Below are 25,318 nucleotides of genomic sequence, written 5' to 3'. Positions count from 1 at the left end.
GTCTTAATGCATCAGGTCTAGTTCGCCGCCGTTCCAGCTGCCTCAGAACGCTTTATGCGAACTGGATCGCAGGATGGCGCGTCCACACATTCTCCATTTCGCCCTCTGGCATTCTCCCGCTCCGTACCGATCGGCTCGAGGCTTACCGCTGATGGGTACGGAATTCCGGATTGCCTTCGCCCGATCCTACAAAGATCTATGAAGATAGTTCACGAAGGAAAACTTCTAGATTGCAGATCAACCAGAGTTGCTTTCCGAATCTATCGTCGGCCGCTTGAGAGTGGCGTGCATACCATCGTCGGAGAGCGCCAACATCGAGATAATCGGCGATCGCGGGACAGTCTTTGAAGATTAACTCTCGAAACGGCGCCGAGCTCTGGTCTGCCGCCCACTTACCTAACGGCAACGGAAACCCGAGCTTCTTTCTCGTGATCACGCTTGCGGGAATTCGATCTCTGTAAAGCGAGCGCAGAGCGGCCTTGGAAACGTCAAGCGTCTCGCTAAATCTGTCAATCGAAGTGAAGGCCGCCTGAAACGGGGCGAAGGCATGCTTCCAACGCAGATGTTCTGAAAACGGCATGCGCAGAGCCAACGCAACGATACGATGGTCTGTGAAGGGCACTCGAGACTCCACCCCGGCCGCCATTGTGGTGTTGTCGACCATTTCCAGCAGCGCCGGCAGATGATGCCGTACAAAGAATTGCCTGATGCGCTCGACCGGACTGGTGCCGCCTGAATGGTAGGCGTTATTCATCCAATTGATCAAATCCGCATCGTGAACAATGTCCTTTCTCCATGCCGGTGTCCCCAGCTGCAGCTTCTCGGCTTGGGGAAAGTAGGTGTACCGCGCAAGAAAGAGGTCAAATTCGCTCGCCTTGAACTTGGGAAGGCCGATATGACGTCGCGCCGGGCGGCCAATGACGTCAGGCAAAGCGGCTAGCACTGTCTGTCGGCGAAGGTCGAAGGACAATCTGAAGATCCGGCTATATCCCAGGAATATCTCGTCGGCACCCTCGCCGGTCAGGAGAACCTTGTGAGAGTGGGCCGACCGCTTGCGCGAGCAAATACATCGCCGCTTCGTTATGCATGCCGACGGGGTGACCACGTAATGCGGTAAGGCGCTTAACGACATCCAGGCTCGTTGCCCCGGGCAGCCGAACCAAGACGTGGGCGAGCTTGAGGGATTTAGCGACCTCGACAGCATAGGGGCTTTCATCGTACTCATCATCGCATACGACGCCAGTGAAGCATGTCGGCTTGTGTGAAGATTGCCTTGAAAGCTCGAAGGCCAAGACACTGGAATCGAGCCCTCCGGAAAGCAGCGCGGCGACTGGGCTGTTGGCCGCCAAATTTTCCTTCACGGCGCTGCCGATCAACGTTTCGAGAGAACTGCAATCACCATTATCATCGATGCGCGCAGGATCCCACCAACGCGTATGCTCGTGCGATTGCGCTGTGATCTTCAGCCAGGTGCCAGGTTGTAGCTTTCGAATATCTGCAAACAGCGACCTCTCGCCGAAGACGGCACGGTAGGAGAGGAAGCTTGATAATCCGACCGGATCGAGCTTTGAGCGGACTCTCGGCCAATGCAGGATGGCTGACGGCTGTGAGGCAAAGACAATTCCATTGTCTGCGCAAGCGTAGTACAACGGCTTAACTCCGAGCCGATCCCTGACGAGGAACGCTGTGCCGGTCTTTTGGTCGTATATTGCGAAAGCAAACATTCCCCGCAGACGTTTGACGCTATCAATCCCCCAACAAGCAAATGACTTGCAAAGTACCTCCGTATCCGACTCTGTCCGAAAGCGGTATCCGAGCCTGAGCAAGTCCCGCCTTAGGTCTCGATAATTGTAGATCTCCCCATTGTAAGTGACTGTCAGGCCGAGCTCATCATCGAGGAACGGTTGATTCGACCGAGGGTCCGGATCGATGATAGAGAGCCTCCGATGCGCGAAGGCAAACGAGGACGTCACGCAACTGCCACTCGCGTCGGGTCCGCGGTGGGCGAGCCTCTGAACGCAACGCACGAGGTTCCGTTCGGTCACTGACTTATCGGTAATCCGTCCAATGAATCCGCAAATTCCACACACAGCTAGCCCTCCTCATGCGTCCTAAGCCGACGCCCAGGCGGTCGGGTCGCCGGCTCGCCGGCACCTCTCGATAGGCTGGATGCTCCAAAAAACGCCCTCCAGAGCTAAGAGCACGGTCAGGTTTCGGAGCCGCGGTGTGCTGGCAACAAACTGGCCTTCATTGACCTCATCGAAAAGCGCGATCCAAGTATTCCGGATTACCTGCCGCGCCGCGCGCCAAGCAAACCTTACCCTTTGAGGCTAAACACGACGGATGAGCGTCCGAACCTCATTGGTCAGGACTCGTTCCACGAGCCACTTCGGAGGCTCAATACGTGGTGGAAGATATAGCGCGCGGTAGAGCCGATCGAGTTCTTCGGCGCTGCGTGGAACGTCCGACGAATCCAAAAGTGCGGTCATCATGCGCATGGGATAGAAGCAAGGCTTGCGCTTATCTTGAGTGATCAACTGGTCTTGGGAGCGCCGAGTGAAGGACCCGTCCAACAAACGCAGCCACACCTGGCAGAAGAGCGCGTAGCCATAACGTTGGGCTCTGGTATCCAAAGAAAGAGCTGTCTCTGAAGGCAGGACGGGGAACTGCAACTCGCCAATGATATCGCCCCTATCCACTCGCTCCGAGAGCTCGTGGACAGTCACCGCGAAGCTCTTCTCGCCATTGAGTATGGCATGCGTCCGCGCAAAACTGCCGCGATATTCAGGGAGCGGGCCTGGATGAAGATTGATGCCTCCTCGCTCAAAGCCTGCGAGGATTCGGGCAGGGAAGATCTTGTTCCACATGACACTGACGAGAAATTCTCCGAGAGGAGGAACATCGTCTATCGACTCGAAGAACGGTATCCCGAAGCGATCAGCGATTTGCCAAAGCTCCTCACTGGTTTCATGCCGCCACCATGTTTTCTCGTACCGGGAAGCGCCGAGAATGCCCGCGATGTGGTCTTTGCCGCAGGTCTCGATGACAAACAGAAGACAGCGGGTCGCAAGTCCCCTGGTTCCGGCAAATACCACGCCATCAATTAAGCTCGACATTTCTCAGCCTTATCCGTGTCCTAGGCCACACCGATTATGCGCCCGTTCTACTCGCAATCAGCAGTCCGGCGGACGCGGTGACCGCTACGCAGATGGTGATGACATGCACAAGAGTGCCTGAGGCTTTGACCTTGAACGGGGCGATGTGGAGCAGCGATAGAGGTACAAAGACAGCAGGAAGAACGATGCCCAACTCAAGCGGCGCGATCGTGTGGTCAATTAGCAAGATCGCCGCGAGCACTGGCAGAGCGTAGGAGAGAGGTAGACCGGTCGAATAGCCGCGATCGTCTAATCCGAAATAGTCGAAATATGCCAGGCGAAGAGCCCCGATCAATATCATGAAGGCTGTGAATACCGCAGATGCTGGCAAATCGATGAAAGATGCGATGACAGTTGCCGGGATGACTGATCCAAAGATGAGGTCCGAGAACGCATCGAGAGATTTACCAATGGCTTTGGTGGCCGCTGTACGATTCTTGGTGCGCCGGGCAATTTCGCCATCCACATCATCAGCGATAATGGCCCAGAGTCCGAGCGCTATTCCCGCCTCCTGGTGTCCTCTCGTTACTAGCCCCATCGCTGCACCAGAGCAGAGGATCCCCACTGCAGTAACGGCGTTTGCGCGGTCAGCTAGGAAGGCGATCATCGGGCCTCGATATTGTTGTTTCTGCCGAAGGCGATCGCAATCACGCCCTTGCGGCCGCTTACGTACCGCAACTACGCTTAAGTTGGGCGAGGTCCACCAAGTCCGCAAACTACCAGTTCTAGGAGGCGCGCTTAATGATTCCTCGAGCTAAGACGGCCGCTCTTCCCGTCGCGCGGAGCTGAGACGAGACGAGTCCGAGCATCGGCTAGCTTGGCCCTTCTCCTATACAGGCTGAAGTTCAAAGTCTCCAGAGCACCGTCACCGCGAGGAGCACTCCCTGCCTCGTCCTGCAAACAGAGCCCTTTTTGCTCAGGTGAGCCGCATCAGGTGAGACACTCGGCATATGCTACAGGAACCGAGAAGATCACGATGCCTCTGGGAGGATGATAGGCTGATTGTCGTGGCATTGGGCGGTGCAGGAATTATCAGCTACGGCACGCTCTATTATTGCGTAGGGGCCATCGCAAAAGAGGCTTCCCGTGACCTCGGCGTCACAGAGGAGTGGATACTCGCTTGCTTCTCCTTAGCGTTGTTTGCCAGTGCGCTGATGTCGCTGATTGCCGGTCGGCTCATGGACCGATACGGCGCAGGCAAAACTATGAGAGTGGCCTCATTCGCTGGAGGTGCTAGTCTGGGACTTGCGGCAATATCTTGGAATGCAGTCGTTTTCGCGATCGCCCTATTCGGCATGCAACTTGCGTCGGCCTTTCTCTTTTACGAGGCCGCATTCGTGTTTTTGGTTCAGCGAGATGCGGTTCATGCCAAAGGGAAAATTGCTCTATTGACATTGATCGTGGCTTTCTCGTCAACGGTTTTTTGGCCGCTGACCTCGCTGTTGCTCGCTTCGATATCCTGGAGGCAAGTCTGTTGGATCTACGGAGGCTGCAATGTTCTTCTCGCCCTCCCCTTAATCCACTTGGCTCTTGGAGGGTCCTCCGGGACACTTGGAAATCAGCGCAAGGTCCATGGGCCGCAAGCCCGCTCCTTTTCCAAGCTGATCGATCTAGTCTTGGTATCGGTCGGCTTTTCGCTGACGACCTTTGTTTTCTCAGCACTTCTCGGCCGGATGATCCCAATCCTTTCGTCGACCGGTTTAGAGATGGAGCGGACAGCGCTGGTTTCGACTCTCTTCGGCCCGTCGCAGGTTGCGGTACGGCTATTTGCAGCCTCGTTTACCGAGAGGGTATCCCCAATTCAGCTCACCATGCTCTCATGTGTTATTCTCGCGGCTGCTACATTCGTCATTATGTTGGCGTCTCACACTCTCGTCGGAATTGTAATCTTCATTGCCTTCTTTGGGTTTAGCTCTGGTCTAAACAGCATCTGTCGTGGAAGCTTGCCTCTCTCAGTCTTCGGTCCGGATGGGTATGGAACACGAGTCGGGTTGATCACGACGTTACGATTGTCCACGGCATCGTTTGCGCCATTCTTCTTCAGTTTCATCCAAAGCCACTATGGTATCGTGCTCGCATTGGCATCTCTAGCTCTCTGCGCAATAGGAAGCACGCTTTCATTCGCATTTGTGAGCGCTCGGTCAAAACGAGAGCCGAGCCGTTGAAGAAATGTGTTTCCACCTCAGAGTGAGGGCGACCTAAACTTGACCGGATAGTAAACAATTGTCGGGGCATCTTCGATGGAGAAATCGCATGCCTAACAGTTTAGGTCGCCAGGCCGAGGTCGGCGCGTATCCGGCAGAGTTGTGTTGTGCAAGATCCGGGAGCCGCAATCAACAGCGCGAGCCGACTGGAGCGACGAACCTGGGCACACCAAGGCGCCGCAAGCCGCACTGGAATGACCGAAGCACAGGCTGAGGAGGGGCACGTTGATTTGGTCATCGCGACTGACGCCACCATCGGTGGGGCACTCCGCGGCGTGCTGCAGCCACTTTCGTCCGAGTCCAGCCATGGTCATGATACGAAGTACGTGGCAAGCCGACTTTCAAAGCGTTTGGTCGGGCTAACCGTGATGACAGCCGGTCTCGATGTAACCGTCCACACTAAGCACACCTATCAAGCGCGGCCGGCATGCACTCTAAGCGAGCATGGACATGGCTGACTTACCGTCCACCGTGATTCTCTGCTGTTTGCTCGGGCCTACCTTTAAAAAGGCCACTGCCTAGAGACAACTTGCACAGCTTACACTGTCGGCGTGATTTGTTCGGGTACGCTCAGCGCGCCAAGTCGCTTGTCCGAACTGCCGCCTAAAAGTAATGCCGCTGTACTTGGGTGCGGATGCACCCAAGTGAACAACGCCCGTCAGGCTGCCATCGCTAAACGTACCTTCGAACTCGTAGTCTAAGCCCAAGGGGTCTCCCGGTAATTGTGAAAGGAGCTTCAATTTCGATCCAATTATGTTGCCTCGGCAGCTACCCGAAACCTCGGCGCCAATGTGCGTGCCCGCAATATCGTGGCGATCCTGTAGTAGAGTGAACGCATGGACAGCGCTGCCGTGAAGAAAGTCGATAAAGACCTGCCATGCTCCCGCCAGCTCCTCGAAAGCGCCCTCTGCTGGTGCCGCTGGCGCTAACGGCGGTTCTGCAATGGCATGAACGATTGAACGGCCAACGATCTCGGCTTCAACTTTGGTCAGATTGGTCGGATCAACTACGATCCGTTGGGGGCCTTGCCAACAGTCGTGCAACACAATGCGCGGCCGAGCGCTGGCCAGCTTTTTGGCAATCAGGTTGGCGTTCACTGAGAACGTCCTAACGTCCCAAGAAACTGCTATTCGTGGATTGCAGAACGCAGAGTCCGGTTCCATCTCTTGGACATAAAGGCCGGGGCACGCTCAAAAATTCCCGCTTCATTATCGAAATACACTCGCGCCATCTTTCCATCGCACGAGCAGCCCCTCCCTTTACCCATTGCTCCAACGCGACGTAAGCGCCAATGATCTCGTCTTTACCAACCTTCATTGACCGACCAAACGACTGGCCAGGAGGCCCATTTAGATACGCCGCTCTGCACAATCTTTCCGACCCGAGTAGGAAGCCGGTAGATTGCGGTCCGCTGATATACTTCCCGCCTGAATGAATCAGCAGATCGGCACCGTTTTGAAGCCAAACGTTCGGAAACTTGGGCGCCTGTCCGGCCGCGTCTACGATCAGTGGAATTCCCAGTTTTTTAGAGCGCAAAGCGATTTGTTCGAACGATAACGCCGACTTCGGAATATCTGAGGCAACAACGCATATTGCTGCGATCTTCTCAATTTGAAGCTGATCGAGGTCTGAGGCACGGCCGATCGGAAGCACCATACAACCGACTGCTCGAATTGCGTGTTCGTAAGCCATTCGCTGATCAGCAGCGACAACCACCATCCTCTCGCCTCGTAACGGGAGCTTCAGCATTTTTTCTGGGTTGTTACCAGCTACGCAAGCAGCGACCGCCTGGCTGACTGCTGCGGCACTTCCAGCGGTCACGAGCCCCCATTCGGCACCGGTGAGCGCAGCCAATTTCCGTCCGATCGCTTCCGCTAGTTCATCCAGAACGACAAAGCCCTGACCCGACGCTTCCATTGCGGCGACTACAGGTCGGGTTGGATTGCATCCGCCGTAGGAGGTACGCACGCCGGTGCAGTTAATGATCGGCTCAATGCCAAGGTCGCGGAACACTTGACCTGCGACGGGGCTGACATGCGGCGCACCATCGCATTCAACATCCAAGCTCATGCAAGCACCTCCTGTAAGGCTTTAGGGAAAAGCCGATGCGGATTGCATTGCTGATGTCAGGGAACCAAGACAAGGCCGAGACCGCACAAACTCTCGAGCCTGCTAGGCTAGCACTCGCCGTCCATAAAAAGCGGCTGGAGCCAGCCTTCAAAAAACTCTTTCCGAAGTCGACTGGCCCATAGCGTCGAGGTCGCGAACTATGCCATCCCCGGCATCCAATAGCATGCAATTTGAAGCATGCGATTTGACGGAGGCCCGTCATGCCGCTTTCCCTCCTCCCTTGACCCATGAGGTAACCGAAACATGATTCCAGACGGCAGCGCCTGCCGCACCGCAAGGAATGCATCAAAACTCGTGCCACTTCGCTGATTGCGCCAGGCCCTCGTTTATTGGGTTTCCGTCGGTTTGGCTCTGCGAACACGTTGCAACACTTAGGTCACGAACCCAACAAACCCGACAAAGGTTGGTCTCGTTCTTTTACCGCTACTCGCTTTTGCCATTTTGGTGGTTTGAGCGTGAGCGCGTCATGTTGAAGCGTATGCGGCGTTGACGAGGTAGTTGGCGCATTCCCGGGCGTGAAGCGGTCCAGCAAGGCACCGCTGCGCTTCTAGATTGTGTTTACGGTTGCTCGGCGGCCTTTCGGAGTTGAGCTTGGCGGAGACTTCGATTGATTGAGCTCGGGCTGTGGGCGACAGGAAGAACAGCTCCGGTCGGATGGCGCGCCGCGCGATCTTTCTTTTGTGGGTGCCGAGATTGTTGATGACGACAGTGTCGCCGAGCAAGAGGGATGGCATCAACACCTATTCGACATAGGCCAGGACGCTTCGCCCTTGATCGGCCCGTCGATCACACCGGGAGCGCTGATGCGACCCCACGTTCGCGCGCTCTCTCTGGAGTGTTCATAGGCAACGGTGTCGTACCAATTGGGGGGAACGACAGCCACAGGTCGCGCCAGCGTGCCCCTGGAAATCGCGATCACCTTTCCGCCAGAGGTATCCACTTCGGCGGTCGGAAAGCTTGCCGGCAGACTTCTCGCGATCGCGGATCATTTCCTGATCAAAGCGGGCTCCCCTGACAGAAGTCCATATTGATGCAGGTCGCTCTTAGTCGATATGAGCCGCAAAGGCGCAGGAATGCTCCAACGAGGCTGTGGAAACACGCAGTCGCTTATCGATGCGTCCAACACGCGTATTGAGCTCGGTTGAGCAGGGTCACGTGCTTCAGACGCGTTGAGGAAAACATGATCCAGCCGGTACCGACGGCAACGCCATTCGTCGGACTGCTGGTTGAAGCAGCCCTCGACCTTTTGATCTCTCGAACTCAAGAGACGCAGAAAACTCGACCCAGGCTCGGCCGACCAGCCGGAAGGCTGAAGCGCCCGCGACAGCACTATCGAGTGTATCAACGCTGGTCGGAGCCGGGATCAGCAATTAGCGGCGCACCCCCGACCGAGATTGGGCCTTCTGACTTAGAGGGCTGGACCATTCTCTTCACCGGCCTCGATACAGGACGGGCTGCTGGTGGAGAAGGAGCCTCAGGCACAGATGTAGGGACCGGTGAATTCTGCAAAGACTCGATCTTGGCCGTCAATGCCTCGATCTGGTCGGCCATCCGCTTCAAATCGGCTTGCTGCGCACCCATGTTGCGATTGAGCTCTGCAATTCCATCACTTGCCTTCTCAATTTCATCACTCGCCTTCTGTTGTCCCAATCGGATCTCCCAGAGAGCTTCCTTTTCCTCGTGTGACAAGCCTGTCATCTGAGCAGCTTCACGCGCCGATGACGTCCCGGAAAGTGTCTCGGCGCCAGTCCAATAATAGGCACCCACAGCGCACAGGCCGATGGAGACGGCCAAAAGCAAGAGGATCCAAGAAAAGCGCCTTGAAGGCCTGTGCAAGTCGGGCGGCAACTCCGAGGCGTTCGCTTGATCAATCACATCCATGTCCAGTTCCTATTGGCTTTTCTCGTTGACGCCATACCGGCCAACCGTCAAGTGGTACCGTCGACGACAGCACCTCTTTGCGCAATATTGCCAGTGCTCCAGCTCAGTTCACGACGTGCTCCGAGAGCCAGCGCTACCTTGCTGCTGATACGGCCACTTCTTTGCCGTTGAAACTCCAAGAATTGGCGGGGGTGAGCACTGACACACCAAGATGACGGATGACTTTCCTCGCGATTCCCACGATCTCTCCCCGAGGAGTGCTCTATTGTAAACGCAAACCTTCTCATGGCTTTGCCGATCCAGCGGCGAAAACGGATGGATACGGGGGCTTAACGCACCTAGCGAGCTGATGCGAGGTCGTCGAAGTCAGCTGGTTGCTTGCGAGACGCCGGCAGACCTTCAAACTTGCTTTCGATGGTCAGCAATCGGCGCGCAATGGCGAAGATCGCGAAAACCGATGTCGCTCTCGTCGGCGCGCCGGGAGCGCTCGCCCGACATCAAAGTAGCCGAGCATCGGCTTACCGCGCGGCCGCCGCAACCAGTCATTCGGGGGATCCAGGCCGTAGGGCGCCGGGATCCGGCGCGATTCCGGGTATATGCGCAGCATTCCACTGCCGAATGCAAGATAAGGCAGCGAACGTCACCTCAAGTTGTACCAAATTGCACGATCTATGTTGCCACCGTTACGCGACTTCTTCCGAGGTTTGAATATGAAGAGACTTCTAGGACTTTTGCTGCTTGCCCAATGCTTCATGCTGTCGGGCGAGGCCACCGCGCAGGGTCTTCCTGCTCCTTCATTCTGGAAGAATGAACGGGGTTCAGAACTGTTCGTTTTGCCCGCCAACAGCGGGGCAATACAAGGAACTTTCACAAACCACGCTCACGGTTTTGCGTGCCAAGGCATCCCCTATCCCGCATCCGGAGCCGTTAGTCCCAGGGGGTTGTATTTTGTTGTCACTTTTGCCCAGTGCAATTCCGTTACCCGCTGGGTTGGCAAACTTAATGGCTCCAAAATGCCAACGTCATGGACGCTGTTCTACGTTGACCAGAACGGCAAGCCCAGCAAGTTGAAGGGCGCGGATACATTCACGCGCGTATGGTAGTCTCACTCTTCTTGCACGTCGCGACCTTCGATCGGCGCTCTCGCGAATTTGGCTGGTCGCTGTGAGACGTTGAGGCTTGCCTTTCGGAAAGCTCTGGGCTGTCCAGCGTCACGCAGCTTGGATGCTTGGCAGCCTAGCCCACGAACAACATTAAAAGGCCGCTTCCAGGATTCGAAACGGCAGTTTAAGCTTGCGCCCACGCTGTGGAACGTTCCGCGCGTTAGCATTACTCTTCATGTTCTTGTTTTGAAACGGAGCGCGAGGCCGCAGCAGGGGTGCCGCTAATATATACTGCGTTCGTGTTGGGGCGTTGGTAGACGGATGTGAGTTTTCAGCTCTCGATACTTAAAATTCTCGCCGGCCAACCGGAGGGCCGCGCCCGTCTTGCCGTCCTAAGGAATTACCTGACAGTGTTCTACACCAGCGGTCCGGAGTGGACGGCTCGCATGAAGCGACTGGCCGAGCGGGCACCAGGTCTCAATATTTTCGGGCAGAAATTGGTTGAGCGAGACTCCGGGCACTGGATCATAACAGAAGGGGGACGCGCTTTTCTTGCTTCGCTCGAACGAGCGGCCGGGACGATCACTCAGGAGCGAGCGAGCGAGCGAGCGATCGAAGAGACAATTGAGAAGCCTCTCGCAAGTTAACTTCCCGCGCCTCCTTTGACGTCGCCACTTCACAATGGCAGTCGAAGACATCGCCGCCGCAATCGGCCGTCCGGGCGCGAATGCCAGTCGCGATAGCTTGCAAAGCGGATTGCGATTGTCACGTGCACCCACCAGGTAAGGGACGGATCGCTGCGTAAAGAACGGCCGGATCGCGGTCATTCAACTGGAGATACTGACGTGACGGCCTGCATGGTAAAGTGGTTTAACGCGGCGAAGGGCTACGGTATCATCAAGCATGATGGTGGAGTCGACCTATTCGTGCAAATCAGGGCGGTTGAGAAGGCCGGCTACGCCGCTCCTGCGGAGGGACCCGGATCGGCTTCGAGCTCGAACCAGCTCAGGCAAAGTGCCCGCAGAAGAGTCTGCGCTTTGGATGATTTTAGCCCTTCAGCTGCGGCGGAGAACTCTCGCTGCATCCCCTGCGCTCAGCCCGCGTGAAGTCCATCTCAAGCATCTGCCACGTTCCGCGCGCCTTACAGACCATGCTTTCGGCGCGACCAAAAACACCAGATTGCATATTTGCGCTGAGTTTTCAGGTTTCGCGCCGATCGTTTTCTGCATTTTGTGCGAAGAGACGATGAGAGAAGCCGTGCTCGTGCGAGGCTGGCTAGCACTCGGGCTCGAAGCGCGCAATTCTGCGCGGTCCATCCCAGAGTTCTACAGGATCGTCCTCGAGCAGGTCCTCAGCACGTGCCTTGGCCTCGTTTTCGGTGGCACAAACTAAACCAATCGTCAGAATGATTTCGCCCTCGACTGTGAGGACTACCGCCCGAAATGTTTTCATCGACCGGAGTTACACCTGTTCCCCGTCTCTTCCTATCCTTTTGTGTTCAGAGCCTGTGATTTTGCAAACAGGCGCGATTCGGCACGGCTACCGCAGGCGTATGTTAGCGAGGAATCGCACGCAGATCATCAGACTGCCGACATCGCTGATTACCTTGGCCTGACTATTGAAGCAGTTTCACATGCAGTGTCGCAATTGCGTAGTGCCGGCGTGCTCGATTTCATCGGCAATACTCAACGCGAGATCATGATTGTAGATCGGCAGCGGCTCGCGAGTTTTTGCCTGCAAAACTAGATCGTGGTGCGGGCGTGCAAGCCTCGCGAGCGGCGATGAAGGCCGGCGCAGCGACCACGATTTTGGTCAGGTTCGATACCGGACGGCTGGGATATCGAGTCGGCATGGCTTGGTGAGGCGGTGCCGGCGCTTGTGTTCGAGGGCGACGAGAAGCTCACTTGGTCAGTCAGCCTGTGGCATGCTTCGATGAGCCCTTTCTTTGGCGTTGCCAGAATGCCTGCCACCCTATAAAGGAGCCCGCGCATCGTCCGGGGCTGTCTTTCAGCGGTCGCCCGCGGCGGGGCTCGTAGCTCAATGGTTAGAGCCGGCCGCTCATAACGGTCTGGTTGCAGGTTCGAGTCCTGCCGGGCCCACCAACTTACCCCGCCTTGTGCGGACACCGAAAGAGTGACTCGATTCCGCTTTAAGAGTGACTCGGTTCCCGCCTTTAAGAGTGACTCGATTTCGTAGACCGCTGATGCCGCTCGGCTTTCCCGCCTGATTTTTTCTGACGCCCAAGCGCGAGCGCGAAGGAGTCGAGGGGGGTCTTTTTCGACCTTAAGCAGACCTCGAAGTCGCCTAGATGATCGTTGGCGCGACCTTGACCTCGAGAAGCTCGGTCGATCCCTCCGCCTCGTCGGAGAGTTGCGGGTCGTCAAGCCGCTTCGCGCGCGACTCGGCGCAACCGCCTCACGACCTCGAAATAGCCTTCGATGGTCTGATCGCGGGGTATGGCTACGTCCCAGTGCGGCTTTGCCATGCCACGGAGTACCGATCGGCTGAGCAAGTTGTTTCGGCTAATGCAGCAGACTTCCGGAATCAGGATGCAGTCCGGACAGGCTCCCCCGCGCTCGTCGCATAAAGCTCCCGAGCCGCAGCGAAGGCTCGTCGGGTCCAGCATCGACGAGAGCACCAGATTGCCGTCGGTCGCATTGGTTGCCATCCGCCAGGCCGAACTGAGATAACCCAGATCCATCGTGGTGCCCCGGCGATACACGACGAAGGCCAGGTCGGGCAGGAAGATGTGCTCGGTCAGGCTTCCGAGCTCCAGTCCCGACACCTGGGCCACGGAATGCATCATCTGGTGAGCCATCGTGTGCAGCAGCGTGTAGACGTATGAACAGAGATTGCGGGATTCGGGCGTGGCGTTGCCGCGATACTCGTCCAGCCAACTGGAAAACCCGCCGCCTTCCGGCCTGGTCGTGTGATAGCCGTCGATGATCGCGGCGCCCAGTCGGCTCGTCGGGGCGGGCAGTTCGTAGGTGATCCCGTTCGCATCGAGCCATGCCCGGACGCAGCTCTCGTCCAGGCGCACGTAGAACGCTTCGTTGTCCTGCCTCATCACGTAGATCGGCTGGACATGCTCTTCGTGGAAGTACGCGCGCGGGAAAAGGTTGAGCTTCACGGGCATCTCCCACATCTCGCCCGTCTTGTCCCGGCTGACGCGGGGGCCGGATTCGACCCTCGAGTAGCCGAACGTGAATTCGCAGACCGGAAACTTCCGGACGAGACGCATGTCCTCGATGCCGAGCATCGAGAGGACGTTCGATACCTGTGACTTGGTCGTCTCGACTTCGTCCGGGCTCATGTCGGGCAGGATCGGATCCTTCGGCTCCCTGACGTTGATCACCTTGTCGGCGTCGTTGAGGACGTCGATTTCCAGCGTCTTGTGTTCGACCGCCTGCCGGATGGGATCGAATTTGCGGTCCCATTGTTCGGCGCGGATGTCCACGGCGTAGTCGAGCGCGGGAGTGCGTTGGTAGACATCGGGAATGAGTCCTTCCGTCCGCCAGCGATCAAGCTGATCCTGCCGCGCCTTAACCGACGCTTCGGCCAGATCCTCGCGTTTCATGCCGCGCATCATTGCGATGATTTCGGCGTGGTTCTTGTACGAGAGCCACTCCGTCGCTCGGTTCTTTTCGCGCAGCGTGTTCTCGATGTCCGCCTCGGAAATCGCCGCGACGGGATAGGCGAAGGCCTTCGCGATGAAACCCTTCAGTTCTTCCGTGCGGCTACGCAGGAGCAGCGGGAAGTAGTCTTCGTTGGCCAAGGCGAGGACCCTGTCGCCCTGGACGTAGTACGCGTTGTTGGCGCGATACGACACGGGCTCCATGTTCACTTCGACCTGCTGGTTCGATCCTTGGTTCAGCCCGTCGCCGAGAACCCGCAAGCTGGTAGGATCTTTGAGCACGGGGAGTTTCGTGGCGCTCTTGCAGGCCGAACAGATCAACCGCCATTTGCTGAAGACTGGAGACGAGCGATCGAGGAGGTAGTGCGAGTTGCCGCAGTGGCACTGGACGCGGTTCCAGACGATGTCCTGACGGTCGCGGTCCCACCTGTTGTAAAGCGTGGAGACACGGTGGTAGCCGCCGGACCAATGGACTTGGACCACGTCCAGCTGTTCCCAATTGGACCTGCAGGGCTCGTCCTGCATGCGGTGGGGACATCCGTCTTCGAGCGTGCCGCTCTTCGTCTCGAACTCTTCGACGCCACCGAAGTCCTTCAGAAGACCACACCGGCGGCAGACGAAGGTCAGCGGCTCCGGAATATAGTTCATCACGTCCGGAACGAGGAAGGCCAGACGGTCGCCGCGAAGACGAGGGGCCCCGTCGTCGTTGCGGAGCTGAGGGTCGAGCACCAGCTCCGGGTCGACCGGCGGCTGGCCCGCCGGGCGTCGGCAGTTCAAGCCTTGGATCTCCCAGTTCCGTACGCGTTCGTTGATGGTGTCGAGCACCTGATTTTTAAGCATCTCGCTAAGTTTGGCCTCGATGCGCGCGGCCGGCTGGGCGATGCACGCGCCCATGCCGCCCTCGAAGGTGAAGAACGCCCCCGGCGCGTAGATCGTCGCGAGCTGCGACCGGGACCGCTTCATGGTGAAGATTTCGTCAGTCATTGCGAAGCTCCGCGGTGGTTTCGATCATGCCTTGCGGCTTCCTGGTGCCGCCCTCCCTGATGAACCGCATCATCGCCTGGAAGCGGTCCTTGGCGTCCGCCTTGCGGGCATTGATGAGAGGACGGACGGTTCCGGGCGCATCGACGTCGCGCAAAGATGTCATCGGACTGTCGAGGTTGCCCCGAAAATGGTCCCAGAAGGCAGCGAGGTCGCCGTCCGCCGTCGGCATGTCGAGAAGTCTCACGAACTCCTGCAGCCGATCTCTGACCATCGTCGAGACGATCTGCCGTTGCGCGTCGGCCCCGCCGACTTCGGCGTCGATCCCGACGCACCCGGCGATGTACTTCTCCGCTTCGTCGACGAAAGTGGTCGACTTCATGCGGTTCACCAGCGAACGCACGAACGAAACCTTGCTGAAGATGCGCGTCCGCTTCTTTTCCGGATCCGCGTCCGCGACGAACTGCTCCTGATAGATCTTGCCGATGAGCCAGTTTTGGATGAGCGAAGGAATGACCCGGACGACGGCACGATCGGCCCACCGCTCGATCGCCGGGGGCGCGATCATGCGCTCGAGGAAACGATGGAAGGTCTCATGGACCTCGGAGATGAAGCGGTCCCGTCTGTTTTGCGGCGTCGGAATCAGCATCGAAAAGCCGACATGCGTGCGGCCGACGCGTGAACTCGCCTGGATGAACTCGTCGATCGCGGTGGGCATGCCCGCGAAGAACATCGAATTGAAGTTCTCGACGTCGACCCCATGCGAAACCGCCGAGGTGGCAACGATCATTCGCAGCGCGTCCTGGATGTCCTCCGTTGCCGGATCGAACTGCTTTTCGGCCTTGCGCACGATCGCCTCGACCGCCCCTGACTCGACGCCGCCGCTGATCAGATCGGTACGGATGCTTTCGACGACCGCACTTCGCCCGAAGTCCCGATGCTGTCGGTCCGCGATGCCTGGAAGCGCGGACAGTATCTGGTCTCCGCCCTTTTTGTTTGTGACGTAGGTGAGAGCGACGCGATGGAGGTCGACAGCGGATGCGACGATTTCGAAACGGCCGGACCCCGCCAGTCGCTCCAAGGCGGCCCTGTGCCGGGCGGAGACCGGCGTGTCGCCGAGGTTCGAAACGAGCATCCGGCACGCCTTGGCCTGGCGCTCGGGATTCCCGGAACACAGATCGCGCAGAAGTATTGTGACGACCGCGGTGAACGCGCCGAGGATCATGACCGATGCGGTCGTATGCGGTCGGCCGTTTGTCAGAAGACTGACGTAGACGCGCGCCCACGGCGCGAAGGTCTCGATCGCCTTGGCATCCACCGACGACGAGAGCGCGTCATTGCGCTCGCCGGCGCTGCCTTCGAACCGGCTAGGGTTGGCGTAGAACGAACGATACAGACGCGTCCCCTTGCGGGGAAACTGCCGCACGCGCTTCTGGTAGAGCACGCGGATCTGGCGCTCCGGGTCGGAGATGGTGGCGGTGGCACAGACGACCTTCGGAAGGCGGATGTCCGAGTCATCGCCGGGGACGAGCGACATGCGGTCGCCGAGAATGGGACGCAGCGAGCGGAACCATTGATAGAGGGTAGTTTCGAACAGACCGGCGAAGGTCCCGAGGCTCTCCTCCAGCAGGTGCGCTTCGTCCTGGATGATCAGCGAAGGGACAGGATCGAAGAATACCTCGACGCCGCCTGCGAAGGACGGCGCGATCGGATGGCGCCCTTCCATGGCCTTCGCGACGTTCAGATCGTAGGGCGTCTCCAAGAGGCCGTTGTCGTCGATCAGCCGTGCGAGACCGAACATCCCGCCGATCCTGTTGATCGTGGACCAGTGCTGTCCGATGAGAGCGAGCTTGTCGATGGTGCCGAGGAGAATGCAAGGCGCGCACCGGTAGATGTCGTAATCCACCAGCAGGAATGGTAGCGGCCGTTCTACGTTGCTCTTGGTCTTGATGTTCCACTCGCACTCGGCGTTCCGGCAGACGATGCCGAGCCGCTGATTCTCCTTCGGGTAGCGACGCAGCGCGGTGTCCCGATCGCAGAAGGGGCATTTCGGCAGCTTGTTGTAGTCGCGCAGGGCGGCGGAGTACGCCGGGTCGGCAAGGTTGGCCTCCTCGTCCGCATGTTCCGATGCGTCGACTGCGGGAATGCACCTGAACTCGTCGAGGACCTGATCGCCGTTCGCCAGGCGGTTAGGCGTGCTGCTGCCTCCGACCCAGAATCCGATCTCGAACGGCGCGCCGTCGATGCCGTCGTTTCGGCGGACGATTTCTGCCTTGGCGAGCACCTTGGCCAGGCGGCGCGCTTGCTGCGCCGTCAGAAGGCGAAGCGGATAGCGGATCAGGGCGGAGATGCCGCGGCGCTTCCCGCGGATCCTGTCCAGAAAGAGGGTGAAAAGGAGCAGCCCGAAGAACGCCTCCGACTTGCCGCCTCCGGTCGCGAAGTAGAGCAGCGACGCCGACTCGATGGTCTGCCGGTTGGGCGCATAGAGATGCTCGAATTCCTTGATGCGGGTCGACGGCGAAACGATGTTCGACAGGATGAATCCGAGCTGGAAGAGCCGCCATGACGTCTTGTTCTCGATCAGGCCGACTTCATGAAAAGCCTGGTTCGTCAGATACCAAGCCCTGAACGGCGCCGCGGCGGGCGCTTTCGGATCCTTGAGCCATGCCGCGCGGCTCTGCTTCAACAGATTGATGCCGACGCGCAGATCTTCGATCTCTTCGCCGTAGCCGGCGATGTCCTTCGCGAACTTCGCGCGCTCGCGTTCGCGCCCATCCGCATCGTCGGCGGCGAGCCCAGAGGTCGGGTCAACGGTGCCGCTCTGCTCGTCGACCCAACGCGCGAAGGCATCCGGGACGAGTTCGAGCTGATCGATGGGCTTGTTCGGATCGGCCAGCGCCTTGAAGCTGATGTCCAGCTTCTCGATGCGGTTGGGAACAATGCGGGGCAGGTTATACCGGGGCATCCATGTCGTCGTAAGTCGGATGCCGTCCTCCAGCTCGTTCTGTGCGACTCCGGCGTTCCAGCCCGCGGCCGGTATCGAATGGAATCCTTGGATGTCGTAGGCAGGCTTGACGCGTTCGAGAACGTAGGGGATCAGCGCCGCGGCGGGACGCACGTCGATGTCCAAACGGACCTGGTAGAGCCCGCCGTCGCCGTCCTGATCTCCGACGGCGCCGCAGGTCCGGTGCATCAGGCCGACCCCGGCATGGATGATCCGGTCGTCGGCTGGACTAGTCGCCCACTCGAGAGCGATCTCGACGTTCTGAGCAGGCCAAAGGTGGGCTCTGTTGACCGGCGTCGCCCGGATTGTCGACAGTGCCGCGTCCCAGCTCCGCTGCGACCGGAAGGCGCTTGGCGGCAGACGCATCTTCCGCCAGCACCATTGCGTCCCTTCCTCGGAGCGCATGAAATCGTCGTAGGCCTTCGCGATCGCCCCGCTCATCAGGACGGCGTGTTCGCGGATCGCCTCGCTCCGTTCTCTGTCCGCGCTGCGCAACGAAAGGACCAGAGGAGGAACCACGACGGTCAACCGCCTGAATTTCATCGGGATATCTTCGGGAGAGCACAGATCGTCGGGGTACACGGCTCCGTCGGTCGTCTCGGCGACCTCGACCGGCGTCTCTTCGCCAGCCGTCTTTTTTTCGGTGCTCCGGCCCGGGCGAGGAATTTGCGGTTCGGCACCAAGATTCGTTTCCTCCTCCGGATTGACCGCTACGATGGTCTCAACTGTCCCGGCGAAACGTACGCCGCGTCGCATCAGCAACTGCCGCGCCGTCTCCGCAAAGATGACTTTCCGGGAACGCGTGTCGCCGCCGACGCGCGCGGCTTCCGCGATCGCGAAAGCTTCCGCGTTGACCTCCTGGCGGACGTGCGCCGACAATCTCGGCTTCGGACGAAGGCCCAGGACGTCGTTGTCGAGATCTTCCCATGTCGGCAGCACGCGCACGTAGACCGCCAGATGCGGCTGGACCGTGATTCGGCCGTCGGCATCTCTCCGGAGCTTGAGGCTCGCGCCGTGCACGGGGATCCGGATGTCGCTACTTTCGTCCTCGCCCGCAGGAGACATTTGGTTGAGGAGGAATCCGGATGCGAATTGATCGCGCGGTCGCTGTCCGAGCACGACCGTTCCGAACTCCCCTGCCCCCGAGGCCTTGCCGCCGACCGCGTTGACCACCGCGTCGCAAACCGCCTCCTTAAGTTCTTGCGCGAGGTCGGGGTCGTCGCGAAGCGCGGAGTTGACGTTTGGCAGACCCGGTTGAGCCGCGTTCATCGGTCATTCTCCTTACGTTGTTTTCCTGAAACGAAGTGCCTGCGGACGACCACGCTCGCGCTGCGCACCATCTCTTCCCAGAGCTGCTTGAGCTCCGGCTTCTTTTCGGAAGCGCGCGCGTAGAAGCCTTGCGGATTCATGACGAATTCCTGGGCTCTGCCGTGGGCGTGCAGTCCGACCTGGATGGCCATCACGCGCGAGCTGACGACCGCGTTGCGCCAATACTGCGCGGCGATCGTTTCGGGTACGCCGATGGCGTTCATGAACAGGGCGAAATTCTTGACGGATCGGGGGGCATCGGGACGGCCGTTCGCGCGGCCCGTCGACATCCAGCGGATGACGTTGGAGACTTCGTTGCGGCCGACGTCGAACTCTTCGTCGATCAGCGCAGCCGCCGTCTTCATTCGCGTCAGTATTTCCAAAGCCTGCTTCTGCCGGTCGCCGGGGATCAAGGCGACGCGGTCTCGGACCGCCTGCTGATAGGACGCGAGCAGCGTCGTGCCTTCCGATTTCACCGGGCCCAAGAGAAATTCCAAACGATCGTGGAGATCCCGGCTGAAGACGAAGATGCGATCGCCGACCGAGACCTTGTCCGCAGGCTGTTCTTTCAAAGGCTTCAGATCGTCTTCCTGGATGACGAGACATTCGGCGTGCGACGGCAGCCGGAGAAGGTACCCGTCTTCGGTATAGAGCTCCACGACCGGACCCTCGTACGGTCCGCCCTCCGAGGAGTCCTGAATGGTGAAGTCGAGCGTCAGGTCCGGCGCGAACTCGGGAATTATCGTCTTCTCGAAGTCGAACGCGGTCATACGTTCCGCGTATTCGGCGAGGCTGGCCGACACGGCTTTAAGCCGCGCGGCCGGTTCGCCCTCGAACAGCGGCGTCACCGGCGCCAGAACGGTGGCGATCGCGCCGAGCGTTCCTCCGTCTCCTATTAAGCCGACTTTCCGGGGCAACGACGGCGACAGGATGATGCGCTCGAAGTGGCGGACCTTCGGATTGACTAGGAAAAGCGAGTCGACCGGCGCTCCCCGCGAAGTCGCGGACAATGTGGAGGCAAGCGCCTCGGTCGTCGTCAGGATCAGCTTGCTTGCGAGCTTCGCTTGGTCGATGTCTTCGCGATCTGCCAGCCACTCCGACACGGCGGAGAGGACGACGCGGTCCCGGAACGCGACGATGGTGCGATTCGCCTTGCTTACGGCCTTGCCGATGAGCTCGCGGACGAGCTCGGCGACCTCCCCGCCGTCGGCATAGCGAACCACCATGCCTTCGGCCCGCTTGCGGAACGCGTGCACGGCATCTCCGAGGCTGTCGGCATCCCGCTCCGCTTTGCGGAGAGAATCGGCGACGCCGAGGAAACGATACTGAGCCGCGACATAGTCCGAGACCGCGCCGGCGCGCTCCATGTAGTCGAGATGCTCTCGGAAGATCGTCAGGGGAATCGGCAGGCAAGCGATCGTTCGCGCGAACGTGACGGCCTTGACGACGGCGTCGGCCGCGCCGGGATAGCCGGCGCTCCGGAGATTGGATGCCAGCGAGAGCGCGTCCTCGCGAAATTGGGCGAGTTCCCTAGCCTTCAGGTGGGCCGTGAACGAGGCCGCATTCCACGTTTCGAAGACCTCCGATTGCGTCGTGAAATCGTTGGGGACGGTCTTGACTACGCTGCGCACGCCAATGCGTTTGGGCCGCGCATGGTCGCCGCCGCCGGCCGACGCGATGATTTCGGAGGCCGTCTTGGCGATGACGCCGTCCTGCGTGATGACCACGATGGGCACCGACTGCCCGGCGCTGCGGGCGAGATGCGCGAGACGACGCAGGCCTTTGAGCCAGGAATCGGCCTGGCCGAACGCGACGTCGGTCGCGTCCGCGACGATCAGGTCGCATCGGTCGCCCAGCCGGGAATCGGCCTTGAAGAGGCGATTGATGCCGTCGACCGACGCGGGCAGACCGAGGATCGCGATTGGGGCTACGTCCTTCGACGAGATCTCGCGGCGATACTTCGAGGCCTCCTTGATCAACGTCCTGCGCGAAGCGATGTCGCCGAGGAAGTCCTCGTCGCGGTCGGCGTAGCGGATCGTGTGGTTGTGCTCGATAGGCGCGAATGTCGGGATCAGTTCGCGCAGGTTCGGATGGCTGATCTTCGCGCTGCCGCCAGCCGCGGAGGCCTCCCTAAGGCCCTTCAAAAGGTAGGCGTTTTGATAGTCCGGCCCGCTATATTGGGAACGGTCCATCGCCCTGATGGTCTCGAGATAGCGGGCCGCAAGATCCTCCTCGTCGACGAAGATGGATTGGAGACTATGAGTCTTGCGGTCCGAGAAAGGATAATAGGCCACCGTGCATCGCAGCGTCGGCCGCGCCGACTGGGCCCGAAGCAATGCGGAAATCGTCACGCCAAGCGGCCTATTGATCCGGTCCGGCCACGTGAAGATCACGCCGCTCTTTCGTTCGATCACCGCATCGGCGACGGTCGAAACGGCGGCGTGCGCTGCGGATACATAATTCACTTCCGAATTCAGGTCGGAGCGATGGTAGAGCCGCAGCGCCGGCAGCACGGGGGTCGCGGTCGGGGTCGCGGACTGCGCTTGGATCGCCGCGGGCGGCTCCGTCGGGGCTCTCGTCAGAAGGCTGCGGCGCCGCTCGAGATCGTTCCGTTGAGACTGTCTGATGACGTCGAGGTTGGAGCCGAAGCGGTTTCGACGGTCGCCGTCGCGTCCCTTCATTGACGCCCCCCGGTCTTCAGCACGGCCCGGAGCTGCAAGTCGATTTCGGCGCGCGCGATCCTCACCCAGTCTCGTCCAACGACGATGTTATAGGCTCCAGCCTCGTTCGGACGGCGCCAATGCGGCCGATCCGTCTGCTGCAGATGATCGAGCGCGCGCCAGTAATCCCCGAACGACCTCTCGGCGCCGCGCGCCCCGATCGTCCATCCACGCAGCCGCATAAGGTCGGGAAGGAACAGCGAACCGTCCGCCGCCCGCGGCACGAAGGTCCATTCGACGATCGCGTCCTCGCCATCCGCAGACGTATCTGCAACCTGCTCGGCGTCGAATTCCTGGAAAGGGGCCACCAAGCCCGAATTGATGGCCTCCATGGCTTCGCGCCAGCAAGAGCGAGACCAGTCCTTGCGGTCGGCGAGCCAGCCTCGCGCCGAGTGGGGGTCAGCCGATCCGGAGCCTCCGGTGAGCTGCCCGCGGGAAAGCAGGTTTTGGACGGTCTTGACGCTGACTCGGCCGAGCCATGCCAGTCCGGCGGCCGGCGCCTGACGCGTTCCTTCGTCCACCGCCAAGCGAGTCGACGCGATGTCGTGGACCATTTGAAGGTTCAGTCGTCCTGGAGTGGCTGCCGCCTTGGGCAAATTCTTCAAGAGCGAAGCAAGCGAATCCAGGTCGGATTCGATGCGGCGCACGAACTGCTCGATCCCACCCGGCAGATCGTCGTCGGGTAGCGTTCCGATCGAGCCATAGGCATGTAGACGCCGCATCGAGTCCACGAACGGACCCGAGAGGCTGGCGAGCGGAACCGCCGACCAAGCCCGGCCCGGTGGCGTCGTGGGGGGAATGTCGATCTGACCGGCGCGATCGCCGGTCAGATAGGTGCCGATCAATTCCGCAAGCTCGCGTTCCAAGTTCGCGACAGGGCCCACGACCGCGGCCAAGGTTGCTGCCGTCCCGTACAGAAACGCTTCCAGTTCCGCCCACTCAAGGGGCGGAAACGGCCGGTCCTCCCAAGCATCGACGCGCGAACGTTGATAAGCCCAAGCATCCTTCAACCGCTGATCGTGCTCTAGTGCATACTGGGGGGACATGGGAGCATCCGATTTCCTGATATGTGACTTCATTAACCACGAGATTTCGCAGATGGTCAAATCAAGGTACTCAGGAAAATCCTTCTTCCCATTAACTAACAAAAAACCTGCAGAGAGCGTTGTTCCGGAATGCCGACTTGTTCGGTAGAGTTTGGGCATGGGGCAACAGCAGCAGCATCTGGTATACCAACACGCGACCACCCGCTTCTTCGGCGCGGTTCGCCGCGCAATCGAAACCTCGGAATGGCGCTGTGCGGATCCCGTCGCCAGCATCGCGCATGGGCGGCTTCCGAGGGCGCCTGTGGCCGTTCAGGCAGCGCATGCCCGCATCAAGTCGCTGCCTTTGGAATGGCGCGAGCATGCGGCCGCAGTCGTCGCCGCGCTGCAACTCAAATCAGGCGAGCGCGAGCGTCTTGGAGCGTACTTCACGCCTCCGTATCTCGCGGCATACGTGTTGAACAGGCTGACTGCGCAGGGCTACGACCCGACCCGGCACTCCATCATCGATCCGGCGGCGGGCGGAGCCGCCTTCCTCGCTCCGCTGCACGGCGTCATCAGCCGTTCGCTTCAAGGACGCAATCCGGGCAAGGCGCTCAAACTCCTGCGCGGCATCGAGATCGACCGCCGGCTCGCCCGGGTCTCGAAGGATCTGCTCGCCTGGCGGGTTGCTCTCGCGCGCGGGGCTGACGGTCCTACCGAACAGGACTGGGAAGCAGTCGAAAACTGCGTGGAGGTCGCGGACACGCTGGAAAAGGAAACCAGCGGCAACTACGACGTGGTCGTCGGCAATCCACCCTACGTTCGCATCGGTCGCGACGACTACCACGCTTACGTCGAACGCTGGCCCGATCTGACCGAAAGAGGAGGTTATCTCAATTTGTCGATGGCCTTCCTGCATCATTGCCGCGGCTTCGTGAAGCCGGGCGGGCTTCTGTCGTTCGTGATGCCGGCGAGCATGATCGGAGGCCCCTCATTCACGGCGTTCCGCAAGTCGATCGCCGACGAAGTCATCGCGATCGATAGGATTGAGAACCGCCAACGCGTGTTCCTGGACGTCACGCAGGACTGCATCATCGTGACGATGCGCCGTGGGGTCGCGCAGGGTTCTGCGGTCCGCGTCGGCAGCCTGGCACACGATGGAAGGGATCGCGTTCTGGGCAGCATCAGGCTCGACCGCGAAGGCGGGCGCTGGGAGCTTCCTACGTCGGACGTGATCTCGACGGGACGCTCGCTGTCCGAGCTCGGCTGGGCAGGGAAAGTGGGGCCGGTCGTTCCCCACAGGTGGCAAGAGCGCATCTCAAAGACCCGTGCGGCTTCGTCCGTCGCGCTGCTATGGGCGGCGGCAATTCGTCCGGACGGATCGCTGGACTTCGACCACATGAAGGCCAATGTGGATGGCCATCGCGTCACCGTGGATACCGAGCTTTCCTACGTCATACGCCGACCGTGTCTGGTGGTGCAACGGACGGCGAACCGAAAGCAGAGGCGGCGCATCAATGCCGCCGTAGTCGATCGAAGGTTCCTGGAAGATGTCGGGCCTTTCGTTGCGGAAAACCACGTGATCGTGCTGACTCCGCCGTCCGATGCCTCGATGGCGGACCTGAGAGCAATGGCCTACACGTTGAATTCTCTCGAGATGACCGCCTTGTACAATCGCGCCTGTGGAACAGCTTCGATATCCTTGAAGACGTTGATGTCGATGAACTTGCCTCTAGCAAGCGCATTGTCGCTGCCGCAAAAGGCGGCTTAGAGCCGTTCGCGTCAGGGACCTTTCGGCGGCGCCCTTTTTGTTTTCCTTCGCCTAAGGAATTCCAGGGCTGCCTGCTCCATAATGTCCCAGGCTGCCCGATGCTCCGCGATAGCGACCTCCTTGATGTCTGCGATGACGTCAGGATGCATCATCGTCAGGAACTGAACCCTATTCCCGACAGGAGTTCTCTTCCCCCGCTTCGGCGCCTTCCTTTTCCCGACCATCCATCCGCCCGCTGCGCGATAAGCTTTGGTCAACCATAAGGCCGGAGCGGCGGCAGGGCCAGAGCCGACACGCCGATCTTATATAACAAGGCGTCTGCTTCTTATATAAGAATCAGACGCTAACCCCTTGACTCCAGCTGATCTTCCTGTCTAAATGTTCTTGTTTCGTTCACGGTAG

At 59.6% G+C, this 25,318-nt stretch carries 15 protein-coding genes, 1 tRNA gene and 2 pseudogenes; 7 read left to right on the top strand and 11 right to left on the bottom strand.

The window, feature by feature from the left end:
• Positions 1 to 196: 196 nt before the first annotated feature.
• From asnB to ABIA40_RS02250, 3 genes and pseudogenes are all read right to left on the bottom strand, one after another.
• Positions 197 to 2,027 (bottom strand): annotated as a pseudogene (gene asnB / locus ABIA40_RS02260) (asparagine synthase (glutamine-hydrolyzing)).
• A 303-nt stretch (positions 2,028 to 2,330) separates the two neighbouring features.
• A complete protein-coding gene (locus tag ABIA40_RS02255) occupies positions 2,331 to 3,116 on the bottom strand; it encodes a formyltransferase family protein (RefSeq protein ID WP_370157773.1) in 786 nt (261 codons plus the stop codon).
• A 34-nt stretch (positions 3,117 to 3,150) separates the two neighbouring features.
• Positions 3,151 to 3,762, bottom strand: coding sequence for a CDP-alcohol phosphatidyltransferase family protein (locus ABIA40_RS02250; protein ID WP_370157772.1), 612 nt, complete (start codon positions 3,760 to 3,762; stop codon positions 3,151 to 3,153).
• A gap of 400 nt (positions 3,763 to 4,162) precedes the next feature.
• On the opposite strand from ABIA40_RS02250, the gene ABIA40_RS02245 reads away from it, so the two are divergent.
• The gene (locus tag ABIA40_RS02245; protein WP_404538777.1) at positions 4,163 to 5,320 is read left to right on the top strand and encodes an MFS transporter; all 1,158 of its coding nucleotides are present in this window, start codon (positions 4,163 to 4,165) and stop codon (positions 5,318 to 5,320) included.
• Positions 5,321 to 5,877: 557 nt separating this feature from the next.
• Here ABIA40_RS02245 and ABIA40_RS02240 read toward each other — a convergent pair.
• The 4 genes from ABIA40_RS02240 to ABIA40_RS02225 all read right to left on the bottom strand — a co-directional run bounded on the left by ABIA40_RS02240 (position 5,878) and on the right by ABIA40_RS02225 (position 9,370).
• The gene (locus ABIA40_RS02240) at positions 5,878 to 6,456 is read right to left on the bottom strand and encodes a hypothetical protein (protein WP_404538775.1); all 579 of its coding nucleotides are present in this window, start codon (positions 6,454 to 6,456) and stop codon (positions 5,878 to 5,880) included.
• A 10-nt stretch (positions 6,457 to 6,466) separates the two neighbouring features.
• Positions 6,467 to 7,429: a hypothetical protein gene (locus ABIA40_RS02235; RefSeq protein WP_404538772.1), complete on the bottom strand. Its 963-nt coding sequence runs from the start codon at positions 7,427 to 7,429 to the stop codon at positions 6,467 to 6,469.
• A gap of 524 nt (positions 7,430 to 7,953) precedes the next feature.
• Entirely contained in the window at positions 7,954 to 8,223 is a 270-nt protein-coding gene (locus ABIA40_RS02230) for a hypothetical protein (RefSeq protein ID WP_404538770.1), read from the bottom strand.
• 607 nt (positions 8,224 to 8,830) lie between these two features.
• The gene (locus ABIA40_RS02225; RefSeq protein WP_404538767.1) at positions 8,831 to 9,370 is read right to left on the bottom strand and encodes a hypothetical protein; all 540 of its coding nucleotides are present in this window, start codon (positions 9,368 to 9,370) and stop codon (positions 8,831 to 8,833) included.
• A gap of 710 nt (positions 9,371 to 10,080) precedes the next feature.
• Here ABIA40_RS02225 and ABIA40_RS02220 point away from each other — a divergent pair.
• From ABIA40_RS02220 to ABIA40_RS02200, 5 genes and pseudogenes are all read left to right on the top strand, one after another.
• Positions 10,081 to 10,473 (top strand): avidin/streptavidin family protein, encoded by a 393-nt coding sequence (locus ABIA40_RS02220; RefSeq protein WP_404538764.1) that lies wholly within the window; start codon positions 10,081 to 10,083, stop codon positions 10,471 to 10,473.
• A 323-nt stretch (positions 10,474 to 10,796) separates the two neighbouring features.
• Entirely contained in the window at positions 10,797 to 11,120 is a 324-nt protein-coding gene (locus tag ABIA40_RS02215) for a hypothetical protein (RefSeq protein ID WP_404538761.1), read from the top strand.
• Positions 11,121 to 11,330: 210 nt separating this feature from the next.
• Positions 11,331 to 11,579: a cold-shock protein gene (locus tag ABIA40_RS02210; protein ID WP_370158073.1), complete on the top strand. Its 249-nt coding sequence runs from the start codon at positions 11,331 to 11,333 to the stop codon at positions 11,577 to 11,579.
• Between the two features lie 484 nt (positions 11,580 to 12,063).
• Positions 12,064 to 12,219 (top strand): annotated as a pseudogene (locus ABIA40_RS02205) (helix-turn-helix domain-containing protein); the annotation flags it as partial.
• A 280-nt stretch (positions 12,220 to 12,499) separates the two neighbouring features.
• Positions 12,500 to 12,575: transfer RNA gene (locus tag ABIA40_RS02200), tRNA-Ile, on the top strand.
• Positions 12,576 to 12,853: 278 nt separating this feature from the next.
• On the opposite strand, the gene ABIA40_RS02195 is transcribed toward ABIA40_RS02200, so the two are convergent.
• From ABIA40_RS02195 to ABIA40_RS02180, 4 genes are read right to left on the bottom strand one after another with little or no spacing between them, the layout of a single operon-like run.
• Positions 12,854 to 15,091, bottom strand: coding sequence for a hypothetical protein (locus ABIA40_RS02195; protein WP_404538758.1), 2,238 nt, complete (start codon positions 15,089 to 15,091; stop codon positions 12,854 to 12,856).
• Positions 15,084 to 19,361, bottom strand: a complete 4,278-nt coding sequence (locus tag ABIA40_RS02190; RefSeq protein ID WP_404538755.1) for a helicase-related protein — start codon at positions 19,359 to 19,361, stop codon at positions 15,084 to 15,086. Before ABIA40_RS02190 ends, ABIA40_RS02195 begins: the two co-directional genes overlap by 8 nt.
• On the bottom strand, positions 19,358 to 22,081 hold the full coding sequence (locus tag ABIA40_RS02185) for a hypothetical protein (RefSeq protein ID WP_404538752.1): 2,724 nt from the start codon (positions 22,079 to 22,081) through the stop codon (positions 19,358 to 19,360). Before ABIA40_RS02185 ends, ABIA40_RS02190 begins: the two co-directional genes overlap by 4 nt.
• Positions 22,078 to 23,325, bottom strand: a complete 1,248-nt coding sequence (locus ABIA40_RS02180) for a hypothetical protein (RefSeq protein ID WP_404538750.1) — start codon at positions 23,323 to 23,325, stop codon at positions 22,078 to 22,080. Before ABIA40_RS02180 ends, ABIA40_RS02185 begins: the two co-directional genes overlap by 4 nt.
• Between ABIA40_RS02180 and ABIA40_RS02175 the strand changes: the two genes are divergently transcribed.
• On the top strand, positions 23,324 to 24,916 hold the full coding sequence (locus ABIA40_RS02175; RefSeq protein ID WP_404538747.1) for an Eco57I restriction-modification methylase domain-containing protein: 1,593 nt from the start codon (positions 23,324 to 23,326) through the stop codon (positions 24,914 to 24,916). The genes ABIA40_RS02180 and ABIA40_RS02175 overlap by 2 nt on opposite strands.
• Positions 24,917 to 25,318: the final 402 nt, after the last annotated feature.

The sequence above is a fragment of the Bradyrhizobium sp. USDA 223 genome, from assembly GCF_044909005.1.
Lineage (GTDB): Bacteria > Pseudomonadota > Alphaproteobacteria > Rhizobiales > Xanthobacteraceae > Bradyrhizobium > Bradyrhizobium yuanmingense.
The sequence above is the reverse complement of the archived record's forward strand: the minus strand, read 5'-3'. Positions and strand labels throughout refer to the sequence as shown.